Origin of the sequence: Myxococcus virescens, from assembly GCF_900101905.1 — a bacterium.
In the GTDB taxonomy this organism is placed as follows: Bacteria; Myxococcota; Myxococcia; order Myxococcales; family Myxococcaceae; genus Myxococcus; species Myxococcus virescens.
Genome location: NZ_FNAJ01000011.1, coordinates 223,086 through 240,863, shown reverse-complemented (window position 1 = coordinate 240,863; position 17,778 = coordinate 223,086). Strand labels below are relative to the sequence as shown.

The 17,778-nt window shown below is 67.7% G+C and carries 17 protein-coding genes and 1 pseudogene; 17 read left to right on the top strand and 1 reads right to left on the bottom strand.

What is annotated here, in order from left to right; all coding sequences use genetic code 11:
• On the bottom strand, positions 1-290 hold a 290-nt coding region (locus tag BLU09_RS38380; protein WP_143043207.1), incomplete at its 3' end, for a transposase.
• Between the two features lie 189 nt (positions 291-479).
• On the opposite strand from BLU09_RS38380, the pseudogene BLU09_RS27525 reads away from it, so the two are divergent.
• The 17 genes and pseudogenes from BLU09_RS27525 to BLU09_RS27445 form a co-directional block, all read left to right on the top strand.
• A pseudogene (locus tag BLU09_RS27525) lies at positions 480-833 on the top strand (integrase core domain-containing protein); the annotation flags it as partial.
• A 370-nt stretch (positions 834-1,203) separates the two neighbouring features.
• On the top strand, positions 1,204-2,289 hold the full coding sequence (apbC, locus tag BLU09_RS27520) for an iron-sulfur cluster carrier protein ApbC (RefSeq protein ID WP_011553815.1): 1,086 nt from the start codon (positions 1,204-1,206) through the stop codon (positions 2,287-2,289).
• 16 nt (positions 2,290-2,305) lie between these two features.
• Entirely contained in the window at positions 2,306-2,815 is a 510-nt protein-coding gene (locus tag BLU09_RS27515; RefSeq protein WP_090492671.1) for a hypothetical protein, read from the top strand.
• Positions 2,816-2,817: 2 nt separating this feature from the next.
• Positions 2,818-3,261 carry a hypothetical protein gene (locus tag BLU09_RS27510; RefSeq protein ID WP_090492670.1) on the top strand — a complete coding sequence of 148 codons (444 nt, stop codon included), beginning with the start codon at positions 2,818-2,820 and terminating at the stop codon, positions 3,259-3,261.
• A gap of 76 nt (positions 3,262-3,337) precedes the next feature.
• The gene (locus BLU09_RS27505; protein WP_090492669.1) at positions 3,338-4,186 is read left to right on the top strand and encodes a 3-hydroxyacyl-CoA dehydrogenase family protein; all 849 of its coding nucleotides are present in this window, start codon (positions 3,338-3,340) and stop codon (positions 4,184-4,186) included.
• Positions 4,187-4,225: 39 nt separating this feature from the next.
• Positions 4,226-5,002: an enoyl-CoA hydratase-related protein gene (locus BLU09_RS27500; RefSeq protein WP_090492668.1), complete on the top strand. Its 777-nt coding sequence runs from the start codon at positions 4,226-4,228 to the stop codon at positions 5,000-5,002.
• A gap of 4 nt (positions 5,003-5,006) precedes the next feature.
• Positions 5,007-5,714: a hypothetical protein gene (locus BLU09_RS27495; protein ID WP_090492667.1), complete on the top strand. Its 708-nt coding sequence runs from the start codon at positions 5,007-5,009 to the stop codon at positions 5,712-5,714.
• Positions 5,711-6,853: an acyl-CoA dehydrogenase gene (locus BLU09_RS27490; RefSeq protein WP_011553809.1), complete on the top strand. Its 1,143-nt coding sequence runs from the start codon at positions 5,711-5,713 to the stop codon at positions 6,851-6,853. Before BLU09_RS27495 ends, BLU09_RS27490 begins: the two co-directional genes overlap by 4 nt.
• A 5-nt stretch (positions 6,854-6,858) precedes the next feature.
• The gene (locus tag BLU09_RS27485; protein WP_090492666.1) at positions 6,859-7,311 is read left to right on the top strand and encodes an AgmX/PglI C-terminal domain-containing protein; all 453 of its coding nucleotides are present in this window, start codon (positions 6,859-6,861) and stop codon (positions 7,309-7,311) included.
• Positions 7,312-7,321: 10 nt separating this feature from the next.
• Positions 7,322-8,467 (top strand): acyl-CoA dehydrogenase family protein, encoded by a 1,146-nt coding sequence (locus BLU09_RS27480; protein WP_090492665.1) that lies wholly within the window; start codon positions 7,322-7,324, stop codon positions 8,465-8,467.
• Between the two features lie 370 nt (positions 8,468-8,837).
• Positions 8,838-10,550, top strand: coding sequence for a 30S ribosomal protein S1 (locus BLU09_RS27475; protein WP_002639616.1), 1,713 nt, complete (start codon positions 8,838-8,840; stop codon positions 10,548-10,550).
• A 237-nt stretch (positions 10,551-10,787) separates the two neighbouring features.
• Entirely contained in the window at positions 10,788-13,208 is a 2,421-nt protein-coding gene (locus BLU09_RS27470) for a WD40 repeat domain-containing protein (protein WP_090492658.1), read from the top strand.
• A 203-nt stretch (positions 13,209-13,411) separates the two neighbouring features.
• Positions 13,412-14,593, top strand: coding sequence for a thiolase family protein (locus BLU09_RS27465; protein WP_090492655.1), 1,182 nt, complete (start codon positions 13,412-13,414; stop codon positions 14,591-14,593).
• Between the two features lie 81 nt (positions 14,594-14,674).
• A complete protein-coding gene (locus tag BLU09_RS27460) occupies positions 14,675-15,373 on the top strand; it encodes a CoA transferase subunit A (protein ID WP_090492653.1) in 699 nt (232 codons plus the stop codon).
• Positions 15,374-15,384: 11 nt separating this feature from the next.
• Complete coding sequence (locus BLU09_RS27455) at positions 15,385-16,041, top strand: CoA transferase subunit B (protein ID WP_011553802.1); 657 nt, start codon at positions 15,385-15,387, stop codon at positions 16,039-16,041.
• 62 nt (positions 16,042-16,103) lie between these two features.
• Positions 16,104-16,472, top strand: coding sequence for a TIGR02266 family protein (locus BLU09_RS27450; RefSeq protein WP_090492651.1), 369 nt, complete (start codon positions 16,104-16,106; stop codon positions 16,470-16,472).
• A 7-nt stretch (positions 16,473-16,479) separates the two neighbouring features.
• Positions 16,480-17,775, top strand: coding sequence for a class I SAM-dependent RNA methyltransferase (locus BLU09_RS27445; protein WP_090492647.1), 1,296 nt, complete (start codon positions 16,480-16,482; stop codon positions 17,773-17,775).
• Positions 17,776-17,778: the final 3 nt, after the last annotated feature.

The window sequence follows — 17,778 nt, the reverse complement described above, 5'->3', positions numbered from 1 at the left end:
CCCAGCAGCCGCTCCAGCTCCCTCACCTGGGCCTGCAGCCGCTTCACTTCGGACTCTGGGACTACCGCCTCGTCTGCGCCTAGGCTGGACATCGAGCCCTCCTCCGCCAGTCGCCTCCAGTGGAACAACATGCTCGCCGACAGTCCATAGCGACGGGCCACCGAGGAGATGCTCTGCCCGGCCATCTCCGCTTCTGCCAGGAACCGTTGCTTCTCCTCGGCGTTGAAGCGTCGTCGGCGACCAGGGCGAGCCGGTGGGATGACTTCTACTTCGAGTGCCTTCGTGTCCATCTCTAGGCTGGTCCTATGCGTTAGGGACCTGTCCGTTCGAAATGGGGGCTACACCACGGTTGAGCACATTGCAGCCGTGGGTTTACCGGCGTCGACGTCAGCTGGGCGAAAATTGTCGAGGCGGTGCGTCTGCTGCCGGTGGTGGCGACGGCGAGTCCCGCGGCGAAGGAGCCGCTGGGCATGCGCAAGAAGTACCTGAGGAGCGACAACGGCCTAGAGTTCATCGCCAAGGCCCTGCGCAGGTGGCTGGAGGCCAGCGGCATCCAAACGGCCTGCAGCAACCCGGGTAAGTCCTGGCAGCACGGCACCAACGAGAGCTTCAACGGTCGCTTCCGCAACGGGTGCTTGTCAGCGGAGTGGTTCGCCACCAGGAGGGAGGCTGTCGTCCTCATCGAGGAGTGGCGGCGCGACTACAACGAGAATCGTCCGCACAGCCGTCTGGGATACAAGACGCCCGCGGAGGCCGGAGCTTGCCGTACCCATACCGCCCCTGCTGCATCATTCCCCAAGCACGGTATCAGCAGCGCCGCAGGGCTCTCGTAACTCGTGGCCCGAAGAACGGGGCAGATCACCCCATGGCAGATAGGGAACAACTGCGTCACGGACGATTCGTAGCCTCGATATTTGGGGGGGCGAACCTTGAGTGGACGCAAAGAGCGGGCGCGATGAGCATGAGGTCTTTGTTAAATTGAGTAACGCACCGGGCCCACGTCCCTCCGGCCGTTGGGCCCACACCAGCGCTCCTGATAGGCCCGTTCAGCGGGCCGACAGTAGGCGGCCGAGCCTGGGACCTACAGGGTGCGCTGGGCGTACAGCCCCGTTAAACGACGTTGACAGCCCCCCCTGGGCTGGCAGATTCCGCGCCCGTTGGCGGCTGACAACCGCCCGTTTTCCAAAGGTTTCAGGTGTCCTGATGAGCGTTACCCAGGCCGACATCCTCGCTGCGATGTCGAAGGTGATGGATCCCGAGCTTCACATCGATCTCGTGAAGGCGGGAATGGTGAAGGACATCCACGTCAGTGGGGACACCGCGAAACTCAAGATTGAGCTCACCACGCCTGCCTGCCCCATGAAGGGGAAGATCCAGGCCGACTCCGAGGCCGCCCTCAAGGCCGTCCCCGGCCTCAAGTCCTTCGACATCGAGTGGGGCGCCCGGGTCCGGCCGGCCGGCGGGGGCATGCCCGCTGGCGCGCTGCTCCCCCAGGTGAAGAACATCATCCTCGTCGGCGCGGGGAAGGGCGGGGTGGGCAAGTCCACCGTCGCCCTCAACCTCGCCACGGCCCTGGCCCAGCACGGCGCCAAGGTGGGCCTGCTCGACGCGGACTTCTACGGCCCGTCCGTCCCCCTGATGACCGGCCTGGGCGACAAGCGCCCCGTCAGCCCGGACGGCAAGTCGCTCAACCCGCTCGAGGCCCACGGCCTCAAGGTCATGTCCATCGGCTTCCTCGTGGAGGCCGACCAGGCGCTCATCTGGCGCGGCCCCATGCTCCACGGCGCGCTGATGCAGCTCGTCCGGGACGTGAACTGGGGCGAGCTCGACTACCTCGTCCTCGACCTGCCGCCCGGCACCGGTGACGTGGCCCTCACGCTGTCCCAGTCCGTCCGGGCCGCAGGCGCCGTGCTCGTCACCACGCCGCAGGACGTGGCGCTCGCGGACGTGGTTCGCGCCAAGCAGATGTTCGACAAGGTCCACATCCCCGTGCTGGGCATCGTGGAGAACATGAGCCAGTTCGTCTGCCCGAACTGCTCGCACACCACGGCCATCTTCAACCACGGCGGCGGCCGTAAGGCCGCGCAGATGTTCGGGATTCCATTCCTCGGTGAAATCCCGCTGGACCTGAAGGTGCGGGAGTCTGGAGACTCCGGCGTTCCGGTGGTCGTGGGGGCCAAGGACAGCCCGGAGGCGAAGGCCTTCCAGGAAGTCGCGCGGAACGTCGCAGGGCGCGTGTCTGCCCAGAGCATCAAGAGCGTTCCGCTGCCGGTGATGCAGGCCCGCTAACTATCGAGGAGACATCATGGCCCCGGCCGGCAACGACGACTTCCCGCCCGATCCGCTGCTCGACGAAGACGAACGGCAGGACCGCTCCAGTGGCTCCAACGGGCCCGCGGGCTTCGTTCCGGAGTTCGTCCGCCGCATGGCCGTGGCCGGCCTGGGTGCCCTCTTCATGACGGAAGAGGGCATCCGCAACCTCGCAGGCCAGCTCAAGCTCCCCAAGGAAGCCCTGGGCTTCATCCTCGGCCAGGCCGAGAAGACCAAGGACGAGGTGACGCGCGCCGTCACCGAGGAGCTCCGCCGCTTCCTCCAGTCCGAGAAGCTCCGCGACGAGTTCCTCAAGCTCATGTCCGGCATGACGGTGGAGATCAAGGCGCAGATCCGCCTGGTGCCTCCCGAGAAGGAGGAGAAGCCCTCCGAGTCGGAAGCCCCCCCAGAGCCCACCAAGTCCCGCCGGTCCGCCACGCCCAGCGTGGTCATCTCCGAGCTCAACGCGAAGCGCCCCAGCGCGAAGCGCACCAAGAAGGAGTAACGGTGGCGGACACGCCCCCTCCCGATGAGTCCCCCTCGAGCGCCGCGCCGCCTCCGCGCCCGAACGAACGGAAGAGCGCGCTGGCCAAGCGGCTGCCGCTGCTCCTGCTCGTCGCCCTGGGCCTCTACCTGTGGCAGGTGACGGGTACCCCCGAGCGCGACGTCGCCTTCCAGCTCGCGGGCCCGGGCTGGGCCTCCGTGCGCGCCGTGGACCTGCAGATCTCCGACCCGGAAGGCCAGCTCCTCAAGCGAGAGGAGCGGTTCTTCCCCTCGGGACCACCGCCTGAGCTCACGTACAAGGTGGACCTGCCCGAGGGCACCTGGGACGCGGCGCTCTTCGTGAAACGTGAGGGCAGCGACGCCCGTGTGCGCCTGGAGACGGAGCTCGTCGTCGGCGAAGGGCAGTACATCGTCCGGCAGCTTCAGTTGCCCGCCGCAGTTCGTTGACCGACCTGGGGGCGTGGGCTAAGGCCGCCGGCACAACGTTCTTCACACTTTCCGACCCAAGAGGTGCGTACACGCCATGGCAACGGAACACATTGTCGTCGTCGGGGCAGGGCAGATGGGCGCGGGCATCGCGCAGGTGGCACTCGTCGCGGGCCTTCGCGTCACGCTGGCGGACGTCTCCGAAGCGGGGCTCGCCAAGGGCGCTGACCGCATCCGCGCCGGCCTGAAGAAGCTGGTGGAGAAGGGCAAGCTCGACGCCGCCAGGCAGCAGGCCGCCGAGGCCAACCTCGTCACCGTGACGAAGGTCACCGACGCCAAGGACGTGGACTTCGCCGTCGAGGCCGTGACGGAGAGCGAGGGCCTCAAGCGCGGCATCTTCCTGGACCTGGACGAAATCGTGCGCCCGGGCGGCGTGCTCGCCACCAACACGTCGTCCATCCCCATCACCCGGATCGCCGCGTATACCAAGCGCCCCGAGTCCGTCATCGGCATGCACTTCATGAACCCGGTGCCGGTGATGCAGCTCGTGGAGATCATCCGCGGCGCCGCCACGTCCGATGAGACGTATGCCACCACGCGGGCCCTCGCGGAGAAGATGGGCAAGACGACGGTGGTCTCCAAGGACTACCCGGGCTTCATCGTCAACCGCATCCTCATCCCCATGCTCAACGAGGCCTGCTTCGCCGTCATGGAGGGCCTGGGCTCCGTCGAGGACATCGACACCGCGATGAAGCTGGGCACCAACCAGCCCATGGGCCCGTTGCAGTTGGCGGACTTCATCGGCCTGGACACCGTGCTCTACATCGCCGAGGTGCTCCACAAGGGCCTGGGCGACCCCAAGTACCGCCCCAGCCCCCTGCTGCGGCAGTACGTGGAAGCCGGCTGGTACGGCAAGAAGAACGGCCGCGGCTTCTACAAGTACTGAGCCCCGCGGTTACCCACGTCCACCCCAGGAGCCTCGAACATGGCCTACGAGAACATCCGGCTGGAGCAGGAGGGCGCCATCGCGACCCTCTTCATCGACCGCCCCAAGGCGCTCAACGCCCTCAATACCAAGACGCTGCAGGAGCTCGAGTCCGCGCTGAAGTCCCTTCCCGCGGACGTGCGCGTCCTCATCGTCACCGGCGGCGGCGAGAAGGCCTTCGTCGCGGGCGCGGACATCGCGGAGATGGCCGCGCTCACCGACGCGCAGGCCCAGGAGTTCGGCGCCCTGGGGCACCGGGTCATGGCCGCGCTGGAGGCGCTGCCCATTCCGACCATCGCGGCCGTGAATGGCTTCGCGCTCGGCGGCGGCTCCGAGCTGGCCCTGGCCTGTGACTTCATCTACGCCTCCGAGAAGGCCAAGCTCGGCCTGCCGGAAGTCGGCCTGGGCGTCATCCCCGGCTTCGGCGGCACCCAGCGCCTCACCCGCGTGGTGGGCCGCGCCCGCGCCAAGGAGCTCATCTTCACCGGCGACCGCATCGACGCGGCGAAGGCGAAGGAGATTGGCATGGTGCTGGAGGTCCTCCCCGCGGACGGCCTGCTCGCGCACTGCCGCGCCGTGGCGGAGAAGATTCTCAAGAACAGCCCGCTGGCCATCTCCAAGGCCAAGCAGGTCATCGAGGCCGGCGCCGACCAGGACCTGCGCGCGGCGAACGACATCGAGCGCAAGGCCTTCGGCGACCTGTTCGGCTCCGAGGACCAGCGCGAAGGCATGAAGGCCTTCCTGGAGAAGCGCACCGCGACCTTCACCGGGAAGTAGCGCGGTGAAGGGGCTCGCGGCCGGGGGACTGCTGGCGTGTCTCCTGGCCGCCGTGCCGGCCCAGGCTTCGGACGCAGGTGAGGACGACGACGGGCGGGCCCCCGTGCTGGTGTCCTGGAAGCGCTCGCTGTGCCTCTACACGGGCTGCTTCCTGGAGCCGCTCGTGCCCGACGTCCGTTACGAGTGGGGGCCGGATGCCCAGGAGGGTTGGGTGCTGTCCTGGCCCGTCCACCCGTGGGCCCTGCCGGCGCTGGACGTGCCAGGGCCCACGCTGGTGGTGTCGCCGTTCCTGGAGCCTCAGCTCCGGCTGGGACGGACGGCCTTCCGGATGCTCGCGGGGGCACGGGTGTATGCGTTTCCTGACGCAGCGCGCTTTGGAGTGTTGGCCGAAGGCGCGGGGCTGTGGGGGCGGGACGGTTCGGGCGGCGTGGCCGGGCTGGGGTTGTCCTATGACTTCATCGAACGGCACCCGGACACGGTGCCGTGGACCCTGTCCGTGGTCGTGCGGCGGGCATGGACGGGGGAGGGGAACCGGCTGGACGTCAGCCTCGACGTCACGGTGCCCCTCAATATGTTCTGGGGTACTCCCGGGGAATCCCGGGTCTCAGGCGACCGGACGGTGTCTCACCGGCACGCCACGGCGCGCTTCCGCGCGCGCGCCGCGTCTTCGCTGTTCCAGAGGGAAGCCCCTCATATTATGGAGGTTCCATGAACTTCGAGTTGACCGACATCCAGCGTGAAATCCAGCGGATGACCCGCGAGTTCGCGGCCAAGGAGCTCATCCCCAACGCCCGCAAGTGGGACGAGCACCACGCCTGGCCGACGGACGCGGTGAAGAAGCTGGCCGAGCTGTCCCTGCTGGGCGTGGCCGTTCCCGAGCAGAACGGCGGCGCCGGGCTCGACAACGTCTGTTACGCCATCGCCATGGAGGAGATCAGCCGCGGCTGTGCCTCCACCGGCGTCATCATGAGCGTGAACAACTCGCTCTACTGCGATCCGATCATGAAGTACGGCACGGACGCGCAGAAGGAGCAGTTCCTGGCGCCCTTCGCCCGGGGCGAGAAGCTGGGCTGCTTCGGCCTCACCGAGCCCGAGGCTGGCAGCGACGCCGCCGCGCAGAAGACGGTCGCCGTGCGCAAGGGTGACGAGTACGTCATCAACGGCTCGAAGAACTGGATCACCAACGGCCCCAAGGCCGACGCCATCGTCCTGATGACGATGACCAACAAGGAAGCGGGCCACAAGGGCATCACCGCGTTCATGGTCCCCACGGACACCCCGGGGTTCATCCGCGCCGAGCCGGACAAGAAGATGGGCATCAGCGCCGCCTGGTCCTGCTCCATGTTCTTCGAGGACATGCGCGTGCCGGCCAAGTACATGCTCGGCAAGGAAGGCGAGGGCTTCAAGATCGCCATGAGCACGCTGGACGGCGGCCGCATCGGCATCGCGTCGCAGGCGCTGGGCATCGCGCGCGCGGCGTACGAGGAAGCGGTGCGCTACTCCGGTGAGCGCAAGTCCTTCGGCAAGCCCATCCGCGAGCACCAGGCCATCCAGTTCATGATCGCCGACATGGCCACGGAGATCGACGCGGCCCGGCTGCTCGTGTGGCGGGCGGCCCTGCAGAAGGACAAGGGCGTGCGCCACAGCGCGGAGAGCGCCATGGCCAAGCTGTACGCCAGCGAGATGGCCAGCCGCGTGGCGAACAAGGCCCTGCAGGTGCACGGCGGCATGGGCTACAGCAAGGAGATGGACGTGGAGCGCCACGTGCGCGACGCGCGCATCACGGAGATCTACGAGGGGACGAGCGAAATCCAGCGCATCGTCATCGCCGCCAACCTGCTGAGGGAGTAACCGTCATGAACCGAGCGCTTCTCTCCGCAGTCGTCCTGGCCTCGGCGGTTGCGCTCGCGCAGGGCGCCGCCCCCGCGAAGGCGCCCGCCGGTGGCAAGTCCGCCGCCGCGACGCCGGCCCCCGCCAAGCGAGAAGGGCCGGACGTCGACCGGATGCCCTTCACGCCCGACTCCATCCGTCAGGTCGTCCAGTACCACCAGCGCCGCATCCAGGAGTGCTACGAGGACCACATGGCGGAGAAGGACCGGACGGTGGAGGGGCGGCTGATGACGACCTTCACCATCGACGCCAACGGTCTGGTGAAGGACGCCCGGGTGGTGAAGAAGACCAGCACGCTCAAGGACCCGAGCCTGCACGACTGCGTACAGGCCGTCCTGTCGTCCATGACCTTCCCGAAGCCTCCGGATGGCACGGACCGCCCCATCGAGTACCCGTTCAACCTCAAGGCCATCGAGTAGGACAACCGCCGTGAACCTCGAGCTCACCGAGACGCAGACCCTCATCCGCGACACCGCGCGCAAGTTCGCTCGCGAGCGCGTGGCCCCCCTTGCCCGGACACTGGACCGCGAAGAGCGCTTTCCCACGGACCTCTTCCGGCAACTGGGCGAGATGGGGCTGCTGGGGGTGAACCTCCCGGCGCGCTATGGCGGTTCGGAGGCCGGCGTGGTGGCCTATGCGCTGGCGATGATGGAGATGGCCGCGGCCGACGCGTCCACGTCGGTGGCCATGGCCGTCACCAACATGTGCGGCGAGCTCATCAACGCGTTCGGCACCGACGCGCAGCGCGAGAAGTACGTGACGCGGCTGGCGTCCGGTGAGGCCATCGCGGGCTCGTTCGCGCTGTCCGAGCCCCATGCGGGCTCCGACCCCGGCGCGCTGCGCACCACCGCGGTGCGGCGCGGAGACGTGTGGGTCCTCAACGGCAGCAAGCAGTGGATCACCTCCGGCGCGCACGCGGGGGTGATGGTGGTGTGGGCGCGCACGTCCCCCGCCGGCAACAAGGGCTTGTCGTGCTTCATCGTCGAAGGCGGGACGAAGGGGCTCATCATCGGCAAGCACGAGGACAAGATGGGCCTGCGCTCCTCGAACACGGTGTCGCTCACGTTCGAGGACTGCGAGGTTCCGGCGGAGAACCTGCTGGGCGCCGAAGGGCAGGGCTTCAAGCTGGCCATGGTGGCGCTGGACGGTGGGCGCATTGGCATCGCGGCGCAGGCCTGCGGCGTGGGGCGCGCGGCGCTCGAGGCGACCGTGGCCTACGTGAAGGACCGCCAGGCGTTCGGCCAGCCCATTGGCGAGTTCCAGGGCCCGCGCTTCATGCTCGCGGACATGCAGACGCAGTTGGAGGCGGCGGAGCTGCTGACGCTGCGCGCGGCGTCGATGAAGGAGAAGGGCCAGCCGTTCTCCCGCGAGGCCTCCATGGCGAAGCTCTTCGCCAGCGAGATGAGCAACAAGGTGGCTGACAAGGCCGTGCAGCTCCACGGCGGCTACGGCTACATCGACGAGTTCCCGGTGGAGCGGTTCTTCCGCGACGCCCGCGTGCAGACCATCTACGAAGGCACCAGCGAGGTGCAGCGGATGGTGATCGCCCGCGAGAGCTTCAAGCTCCAGGGCTGACGGCCGGGAAGAAATCCGGGGCCTCCGGCGGTTGAGCGCGGCCCGGCGTTGGCCCTGGAATTTCAGGGCCTTGGCCGCTCGTTCGAGCACCAGGCTGGGGGCAGGCATCCTGCGGAACGGGGCTGCGCGGCAGGGCAGGCGTTCTTAACTAGGAGCCATTGACAGCTCCGGGGTAGGACATCCACCCAACAGCACAGGGGGCACGAGCTCGCTTGACTACCGGAATCACCGGTGTCTAGGGTGCGCGGCTTCCATCAAATCAAGTCCTCAATGAGGAGGACGAACGTCACTGCCCGCTGCTCCCCGCAGGTCGCGACGGAAAAACCACCATCAGGGGGCAGTTGTACCGGTTTCAAAGGACTTCCATTTCATGCAGCAGAACGTGAACCAGCAGGTCGGGATGGACGGCGGCGACGAAGACTTTGCCGCAATGTTCGAGGCCTCGCTCAAGGAGCGCGGTGGTGACGGCATCCTGAAGGAAGGGGAGATCGTCAAGGGCACCGTGGTCCAGGTGACGAAGGACTTCGCGATTGTCGACATCGGCTACAAGTCCGAGGGACAGGTCCCGATCTCCGAGTTCACCAACCCTCGCGGAGAGGTCTCGGTTCAGGCCGGTGACCCCGTCGAGGTCCTCCTGGAGAGCCGCGAGAACGACACCGGCATGGTCGTCCTCTCCAAGGAGAAGGCCGACAAGATGCGCATCTGGGACGAGATCAGCGCCGCCTGCGAGCGCGATGAGATCGTCAAGGGCACCATCGTCGGTCGCGTGAAGGGCGGCCTGTCCGTCGACATCGGCGTGAAGGCGTTCCTGCCCGGCTCGCAGGTTGACATCCGCCCCGTGCGGAACCTTGACCAGTACATCTCGAAGGAATTCGAGTTCAAGGTCATCAAGTTCAACAAGAAGCGCGGCAACATCGTCCTCTCCCGCCGCGTGCTCCTCGAGAAGCAGCGCGAGGAGATGAAGAAGGAGACCCTCAAGAACCTCAAGGAGGGTGCCGTCCTCAAGGGCGTGGTCAAGAACCTCACCGACTACGGTGCGTTCATCGACCTGGGCGGTATCGACGGTCTGCTCCACATCACGGACATGTCGTGGGGCCGCATCGGTCACCCGAGCGAGATGTTCAACGTGGGTGACGAGGTTCGCGTCGTCGTCCTCAAGTTCGACCCGACGCAGGAGCGCGTCAGCCTGGGCCTGAAGCAGATCCAGGAGGACCCGTGGCACCGCGCCGACGAGAAGTACCCGGTCGGCACGCGCGTCCGCGGCAAGGTCGTGTCCATCACGGACTACGGCGCGTTCATCGAGATCGAGCAGGGCGTCGAGGGTCTGGTGCACGTGTCCGAGATGTCCTGGACCAAGCGCCTCAAGCACCCGTCCAAGATCCTGGAGGTCGGCCAGGAGGTGGAGGCCGTCGTCCTGGACATCGATCCGAAGGCCAAGCGCATCGCGCTGGGCATGAAGCAGATCGAGCAGAACCCCTGGACGCTGCTCGAGGACAAGTACCCGATCGGCTCCGTCATCAAGGGTCAGATCCGCAACGTCACCGACTTCGGCGTGTTCGTCGGCGTCGAGGAGGGCGTGGACGGCCTGGTGCACGTCTCCGACATCTCCTGGACGGTGCGCATCAAGCACCCGGGCGAGATGTTCAAGAAGGGCGACGAGGTCGAGGCGGTGGTGCTCAACATCGACGTCGAGAACGAGCGCTTCAGCCTGGGCATCAAGCAGCTCCAGCCGGACCCCTGGGAGACGCTGTCCGAGCGCCTGCCCGTGGGCAGCCGCGTGAAGGGCAAGGTCACCAAGGTCACCGACTTCGGCGCGTTCGTGGAGATCGAGCCGGGCATCGAGGGCCTCGTCCACGTCTCCGAGCTGAAGGAGGAGCGTGTCGAGAACCCGCGTGACGTGGTGCAGGAGGCGCAGGATGTCGAGGTGAAGATCATCGACATCAACACCCCGGACCGGAAGGTCGCGCTGTCGATGAAGGCGCTGATCGGCGAGGGCGAGGACTACCGCGAGTACCTCCGCAAGCAGGCGGAAGGCTCGAAGGCGCGCCTCGGCGACGTGATGGCGAGCAAGCTGAAGAAGTAGTCTTCAGTCGCACGCGCCAGCACGGCGAGACGGCCGGGTTCCCGAGAGGGGGCCCGGCCGTTGCCGTTTCGGGGCGGGGCCTGCTATGCAAGACGCCGCGCGCTACGGGGCCGAGCACGCGGGGGACAATCCATGTTTGTTCGTTCTGTTGCCTGGGGCAGTCGCTCCGGGGTGGCCTGCGCACTCATGCTGAGTGCGGTGTTTGCTTGTTCGAGTGGAAGCAGCCCGAATCCCTCTGTGTCCCGCCCTCCGGGCCAGGCACGCATCGAGGCCCCCGTCGTCGGGCTCACGGCGGGATTGCCGGGAGACTTCCGGTGCATCGCCGAGGATCCGGACGGTGACGCGCTGACCTACGCATTCGACTGGGGGCGTGCGGCGGCGGAAGTCAGCCTGTCCGAACGTGTTCCCAGCGGCACCGCCGGTGACGTGGCTCCCGTCTTCCAGACGAAGGGGCAGTTTTCGGCCCGCTGCCGCGCGGTCGATACCCACGGACAATTGGGGGCGTGGTCCGAACTGGTGGCCTTCACCGTCGAACCGGCTCCACCCCAGGATGATGGGAAGCGGACGCTCGCCGTCGAAGTCTTTGGCGCAGGGCGGGTCACGAGCACGCCGGAAGGGCTGAGCGGCTGCACGGGCCCGTGCATGGCGCGCTTCGATGTGGGGACCCAAGTCACGCTCCAGGCGGAGCCCGCGGAGGGGTGGCGATTCACCGGATGGATGCGCTGCGGACCAGAGCAGACGCCCCAGGTCATCCGAGTGGAGCAGAACCGGCGCTGTGGTGTGGGGTTCGCGCCAACGCTCGAGCACTCCGCGCTGTGGAGGCAGTCAGGTGCACGACACCCCATCGCTGTGGCCTGGAGCCCGGACGGGGTCCTCCTCGCGGTGCTGGATCGAGTCGGGGGGGAGGGCTCACTGCGCATCTGGAATGCGCAGCTCGGCCACGTCTCCCGGGTGATTCGAGTGGAGGGCTCGGACATTCGTGCCGTGGCGTGGGGGCCCAGGATGGAGGACCTGATCGCCGGCTTCGAAGATGGGCAGCTGGCCCGGATCGACCCGAACACAGGCGCGCCTGTCCAGCGTTGGCGCGCCCATTCGGGCCGGGTGTTGGGCGTTGCCTGGAATCCAGACGGCAACGAGTTCGCCAGCATCAGCAACCTGGACACGGGCGGCGGGGAAGTGCGCTTCTGGTCCGCGGACACGGGGACGGAGCGCCGGGAGCCCTTGCTGACGGAGTATCCCGTCCACCAGATCCACTGGAGCCCGGATGCACGCCGTATTGCACTCGAGGTGCAGGGCGAGATGGTGGAGATCCACCCGCTTGCCCCAGCCGGGCCGCTCTACCGGCAGAGCAATGCCCATGGCTTCGCCTGGAGCCCGGACGGAGCGCGGTACGCGGTGGGCAGCTTCCGCTACGTGCGAGTGTATGAGGCAGCGACCCACGAACAGCAGGCCATGTGGACAGGCCCGTGGGGCCTGCTCGCCCGCATGGACTGGAGCCGCACGAAGGACTGGCTCGTGGTGGTGGATGGACTCCGATCGCTGACGGTCCTGGAGGCAAACACCGGGACGGTGGTGGCGGATGGCTTCGAGCCTCTCCCCAACCCGCTGAGTGCGTCCGGCTACGGCGCCGTGCGGTTCCACCCGGTCGACAACACGTTCGTCGCGACGGAGAGGGAGCCCGCCGCGGTGTCCGTCTTCCAGGTGGATGAGGAACACGCGCGCGTGCGGCGCACTGAATTGCTGGCGCATCTGCGGGCGGTCAACGCCACGGCATGGAGTCCTGCGGGAGCTCGGCTGGCATCGGCCGGCAGCGAGGGCAAGGTCCGACTCTGGAGCGATTCAGGCCAGGCGCTGGGAGCGCTGGACGGACATGGGGGGAGAGACGTTCGTGCCTTGGGGTGGAGCGAGGAGGGCACGCGACTCGCGACGGGAGGCGATGACGGCCGGCTCTGCGTCTGGGACGTGAATGCGGGCACCCGGGTGCGCACGCCTGTCGAGCTGACGCCGTGGTCTCATGGACAGCAATCCAGGGTGGAGCACGCCGCGCTGACGCCAGACGGCCGGACCCTGGCGGGCGCGGGCACGACGGTGTCGCCCACCGGGAGAAAAGGAACCGTCCAGGTCTGGGACGTGGGGAGCGGCACGGAGTTGCTGCGCATCCCAGAAACGCCGAGTCCTGTCGTCGAGCTGAAATGGACGCCCGATGGCGCGTCGCTGATCATCGTCTACAGCCAGGGGGCGTGGAACCTCTGGCACCGTACGTCCGGTGTCCTTCGACGCATGGAGCCCGGGTTGACGGGCATTGTGGCCGCCGCGCTCAACCCCGACAGGACGCACCTGGCGCTGAGCACCAGTGAGCAGCTCGCCGTCCTGGATTTGAGCACGGGTGCCTTCGTTGCGAGCGCCAGGACCTGGCTCATCCAACTGGCGCTGGCGTGGAGCCCGGATGGCACGCGGCTCGCCAGTGGCGGCGAAGGTGGATTGCTCTTCAGCTGGGACGTCCGTGAAGCGGGCGCGTTCCAGCCCACGGTCATGGGCGCCCACGAAAGCACGATCCTGGGCATCTCCTGGCGAGGGGACGGCAAGGCCATCACGACGGGTGGGTGGGACGCGGAACTGTTCTCCTGGCTTGCCCCCGAGAAACCATCCGACCGGTAGGTTGGGTGGGGACACGCCCAGCACACCGCCAGCCTTCGTGACTTCGCACGGTTACGAGGGCTGGCGCGTTGCGTCGTGCACAGTGGACGATCACGCCCGTGTGACGAGCAAGGATGCTTGAACTCAGGGAAGTGGCCGGTGATAAGGGCCCCCGACACTGTTATCGAAGAGCATCCGCACATCCTCATTAGGAGGCAGTTTTCATGGCTCGTGACGTCGTCATCGTGGGCGCGGCCCGTACCCCCATTGGTGCCTTTCAGGGCGCGCTCGCCAAGCTGACGGCCCCGCAGCTGGGCGCGATCGCGATCAAGGCGGCGCTGGAGCGCGCGAGCGTGAAGCCCGAGGCCGTTCAGGAAGTCATCATGGGCTGCGTGCTCACCGCGGGCGTGGGCCAGGCGCCTGCTCGCCAGGCGGCCATCTTCGCTGGCCTGCCGGAGACGGTTCCCGCCACCACGCTCAACAAGGTCTGTGGCTCCGGCCTCAAGGCCGTCAGCGCGGGCGCGCAGGCCATTGCCCTGGGCGAAGCGGACGTCGTCGTCGTGGGCGGCATGGAGTCCATGAGCAACGCGCCGTACATCAGCCACACGATGCGTGGCGGCGCGCGCATGGGCAACGTGGAGTTCAAGGACGCGATGATCCTCGACGGCCTCTGGGACGTGTACGGCAACGTCCACATGGGCATCTGCGCCGAGGAGTGCGCCACGACGCAAGACATCAGCCGCTCGCAGCAGGACGAGTACGCGCTGGAGTCCACGCGCCGCGCCATCCAGGCCCAGAAGGACGGCCTGTTCAAGGCGGAGATCGTCCCGGTCCAGATTCCGGGCAAGAAGCCGGAGGACGTCGTCACCGTCTCCGACGACGAGGGCCCCCGCAACGCGAAGCCGGACAAGATTCCGGGCCTGAAGCCGGTGTTCAAGAAGGACGGCACGGTGACGGCCGCCAACGCGTCCTCCATCAATGACGGCGCCGCGGCGCTGGTGCTGATGAGCGAGGAGCGCGCGAAGGCCGAGGGCCGCGCCATCCTGGGCCGCATCACGGGCTACGCCCAGGCGGCGCGCAAGCCGGTGGAGTTCACCATCGCGCCCACGGACGCCATCAACAAGCTGCTGAAGAAGCAGGGCATCAGCGCGGGTGACGTGGACCTCTGGGAGATCAACGAGGCGTTCGCGGTGGTGTCCATCGCGAACAACCGGCTGCTCGGCCTGGACGCGTCGAAGGTGAACGTGCGCGGCGGCGCGGTGGCGCTGGGCCACCCGATTGGCGCGTCCGGCGCGCGCGTGCTGGTGACGCTGCTGCAGACGATGCAGGACCTGGACAAGAAGCGTGGCGTCGCGTCGCTCTGCATCGGCGGCGGCGAGGGCATCGCGCTGATGGTGGAGCGCTGAACTTCCTCTCCCGATAGGGGAGGGGCACGGGGTGGGGGCCCGCCAAGGGCCGTCACCCCGTTCGCACATGCGGGAGGGCGGATGAACAAGGTCTACGCGAACGCGGACGAGGCGGTCGCCGACATCCCGGATGGCTGCACGCTCATGAGCGGCGGCTTCGGGCTGTGCGGCAACCCGGAGAATCTCATCGAGGCACTTCACCGGAAGAACGTGAAGAACCTCACCATCATCTCCAACAACTGCGGCACCACCGAGCTGGGGCTCGGCATCCTGCTTCAGAACAAGCAGGTGAAGAAGATGGTGTCCAGCTACGTGGGAGAGAACAAGGAGTTCGAGCGGCAGTTCCTCTCCGGTGAGCTGGAGGTGGAGCTGAACCCGCAGGGCACCCTGGCCGAGCGCATCCGCGCGGGCGGCTGCGGCATTGGCGGCTTCTTCACCCCGACGGGCGCCGGCACCCAGGTGGCCGAAGGGAAGGAGACGCGCGTCATCGACGGGCGGCTGCACGTGCTGGAGACGCCGCTGAAGGCGGACTTCGCCATCGTCCGCGCGTGGAAGGCGGACCGCTGGGGCAACCTGGTGTTCCGCAAGACGGCGCGGAACTTCTCCCCGATGATGTGCATGGCGGCCAAGGTCACCATCGTCGAGGCGGAGCACATCGTGGAGCCCGGCGAGCTGGACCCGGACCTGGTGCACATCCCGAGCATCTTCGTGAAGCGCATCGTCCAGGCGAAGAACCTCCAGAAGTGGATCGAGCGGCGCACCGTCCGCAAGTCGGCCTGAGGAGCCCAGCCATGCCACTGACTCGTGAACAGATTGCACAGCGCATCGCCCAGGAGCTGCAGGACGGCTTCTACGTCAACCTGGGTATCGGCATGCCCACCCTGGTGGCCAACTACATCCCGCCGGGCATGGACATCGTGCTCCAGTCGGAGAACGGCCTGCTGGGCATCGGCCCCTGGCCCGTGGAAGGCCAGGAGGATCCAGACCTCATCAACGCCGGGAAGGAGACGGTGACGGCGGTGCCCGGCGCCGCGTTCTTCGACTCGGCCCTGTCGTTCGGGATGATCCGCGGCGGCCACATCGACATGGCCGTGCTGGGCGCCATGGAGGTCAGCGAAGAGGGCGACCTGGCCAACTGGATGATCCCCGGAAAGATGATCAAGGGCATGGGTGGCGCCATGGACCTGGCCGTCGGTGCCCAGCGCATCTTCGTGGCCATGGAGCACGCCAACAAGGACGGCAAGCCCAAGATCCTCAAGAAGTGCTCGTTGCCGCTGACGGGCCTCAAGTGCATCCACCACATCGTCACGGACCACGCGTACATCGACGTGACGCCGCAGGGGCTCATCCTGCGCGAGGTGGCACCGGGAGTGACGGTGGAGCAGGTGCAGAAGCTCACCGAGCCGAAGCTGACGGTGGCCCCCGACGTCCGTGAGATGAAAGTCTGAGCGTGTGGGGATAAGGTGCACCGCCGCGGGCGTCGTACGAACCCCGCGGCGGAGCGCTTCCCATGGCAGACAGTCCCAACACCTCGACCCCTCATCCCCGCGCGCCCCGTCTCGAGTACGAGCTGCCGGTGGCCTACCGCAGCGTTTCTGGCTTCGTCACCGACTGGGCGGTGAACCTGTCGAAGGGGGGCCTCTACATCAACACCGACAAGCCGCTGGCCGTGGACACGGTGGTGCGGCTGTTGGTGACGCTGCCCGGCGCGCACTTCCCCGTGGAGCTGAAGGGGCGGGTGACTCGTACCAATGCCGTGGGCGTGCCCGCGCCCCAGTCCCCAGGGATGGCGGTGGAGTTCCTGGACGTTGATGAAGACAAGCGAACGCGTATCGCGGAGTTCGTGGAGCGCCTGCGCTCGGAGCTCCCGCCCGAATAGCGCCTGAATGTTGCCGCTACCCGAACTTCCCATTGAACTGACCATCGAACGCCTCGGCCAGCTCGGCGAAGGCGTGGCCTCCTGGCAGGGGCGCACCGTCTTCATCCCGGGGACCTTCCCGGGGGACACCGTGCGCGTCCACCTGGAGACGCAAGGCCGCGTGCTGCGCGGCATCCTGCGACAGGTGGTGTCGCCAGGCCCGGACCGGCGCGACGCGCCCTGCGTGTACGCGTCCGACTGCGGCGGCTGTGACTGGCTGGGGCTCGCCGAGCCCGCCCAGCGCAGCGCGAAGCAGGAGATCGTCCTCTCCACCCTGGAGCACCTGGGGCACCTGGCTCGGGACAGCTTCACCGTGCGTCCGCTGCTGGTGGCCCCCCGCGACTGGGGCTACCGGCGCCGCGCGGTGCTGCATCCCGCGGGCAAGGGCGCGCTGGGGTACTTCGGCCGGCGCAGCCACGAACGCGTGCCCGTGGAAGCCTGCGGCGCGCTCACGCCCGTGCTCACGGCGCTTCCCGGCAAGCTGGCCCCGCTGCTCAAGCCCCTGGCGAAGGATGCCGAGGAAGTGCTGCTGCTGGCGGAAGGGGACAAGGCCGCGTTCGCGGTGAATCTCAGCGGCCCGGTGACGGCGCGCCACCTGGAGGCCGCCGAGGCAGCCGTGCGAGCCCTGCGGCTGGAGGGCGCGGTGCTGACGCCGAAGGAAGGCTCGGCTCGGCTTCTTGGCAAGCCGGCGCTGCGCTCCTACTCACCGCTGCGGCCGGAAGTCCCCCTGTACCTGCGGCCGGATGCCTTCGCTCAGGCTCATGCCGAGGCCAACGTGGGGTTGGTGACCTCGGCCGTGTACGAGCTGGGGGCCCGCGAGTCCGACACCGTGCTGGAGCTGTATTCGGGCAACGGCAACTTCACCTTCCCCCTGGCCGGAACCGCCGCGTCCGTGCTGGGCGTGGAGTCCTCCCCCGTGGGCGTCGAGCTGGCCCAGCGGAGCGCTCGCGAGGGTGGGGTGACGAATGTGCGCTTCATCCAGGGCGACGCCCGCAAGGTGTGCGACGGGCTGGTGGCCGAGCAGCGCCGCTTCGATGTGTGCCTCGCGGACCCGCCGCGCGCGGGAGCCCCGGGCCTGGCGAAGTGGATGACCGCCTTGGGTGTGCGCCGCGTGGTGTACGTGGCGTGTGACCCGGCATCCCTGGCTCGGGACGCCGCGGGCCTGGTTGCCGCGGGCTACAAGCCGCTGGCCCTCCAGGTGGTCGACATGTTCCCTCAGACACATCACGTCGAGGCCGTGATGTCCTTCGAGCGGCCGGCCTGAAAT

Excerpts from the sequence above, each read along its gene's own strand:
- BLU09_RS27490 (WP_011553809.1), top strand. The coding sequence starts at position 5,711 with ATGAACTTCGAGTTGACCGACATCCAGCGTGAAATCCAGCGGATGACC.
- BLU09_RS27485 (WP_090492666.1), top strand. The coding sequence starts at position 6,859 with ATGAACCGAGCGCTTCTCTCCGCAGTCGTCCTGGCCTCGGCGGTTGCG.
- apbC (WP_011553815.1), top strand. The coding sequence starts at position 1,204 with ATGAGCGTTACCCAGGCCGACATCCTCGCTGCGATGTCGAAGGTGATG.
- BLU09_RS27460 (WP_090492653.1), top strand. The coding sequence starts at position 14,675 with ATGAACAAGGTCTACGCGAACGCGGACGAGGCGGTCGCCGACATCCCG.
- BLU09_RS27445 (WP_090492647.1), top strand. The coding sequence starts at position 16,480 with ATGTTGCCGCTACCCGAACTTCCCATTGAACTGACCATCGAACGCCTC.
- BLU09_RS27505 (WP_090492669.1), top strand. The coding sequence starts at position 3,338 with ATGGCAACGGAACACATTGTCGTCGTCGGGGCAGGGCAGATGGGCGCG.
- BLU09_RS27455 (WP_011553802.1), top strand. The coding sequence starts at position 15,385 with ATGCCACTGACTCGTGAACAGATTGCACAGCGCATCGCCCAGGAGCTG.
- BLU09_RS27465 (WP_090492655.1), top strand. The coding sequence starts at position 13,412 with ATGGCTCGTGACGTCGTCATCGTGGGCGCGGCCCGTACCCCCATTGGT.
- BLU09_RS27450 (WP_090492651.1), top strand. The coding sequence starts at position 16,104 with ATGGCAGACAGTCCCAACACCTCGACCCCTCATCCCCGCGCGCCCCGT.
- BLU09_RS27475 (WP_002639616.1), top strand. The coding sequence starts at position 8,838 with ATGCAGCAGAACGTGAACCAGCAGGTCGGGATGGACGGCGGCGACGAA.
- BLU09_RS27500 (WP_090492668.1), top strand. The coding sequence starts at position 4,226 with ATGGCCTACGAGAACATCCGGCTGGAGCAGGAGGGCGCCATCGCGACC.
- BLU09_RS27515 (WP_090492671.1), top strand. The coding sequence starts at position 2,306 with ATGGCCCCGGCCGGCAACGACGACTTCCCGCCCGATCCGCTGCTCGAC.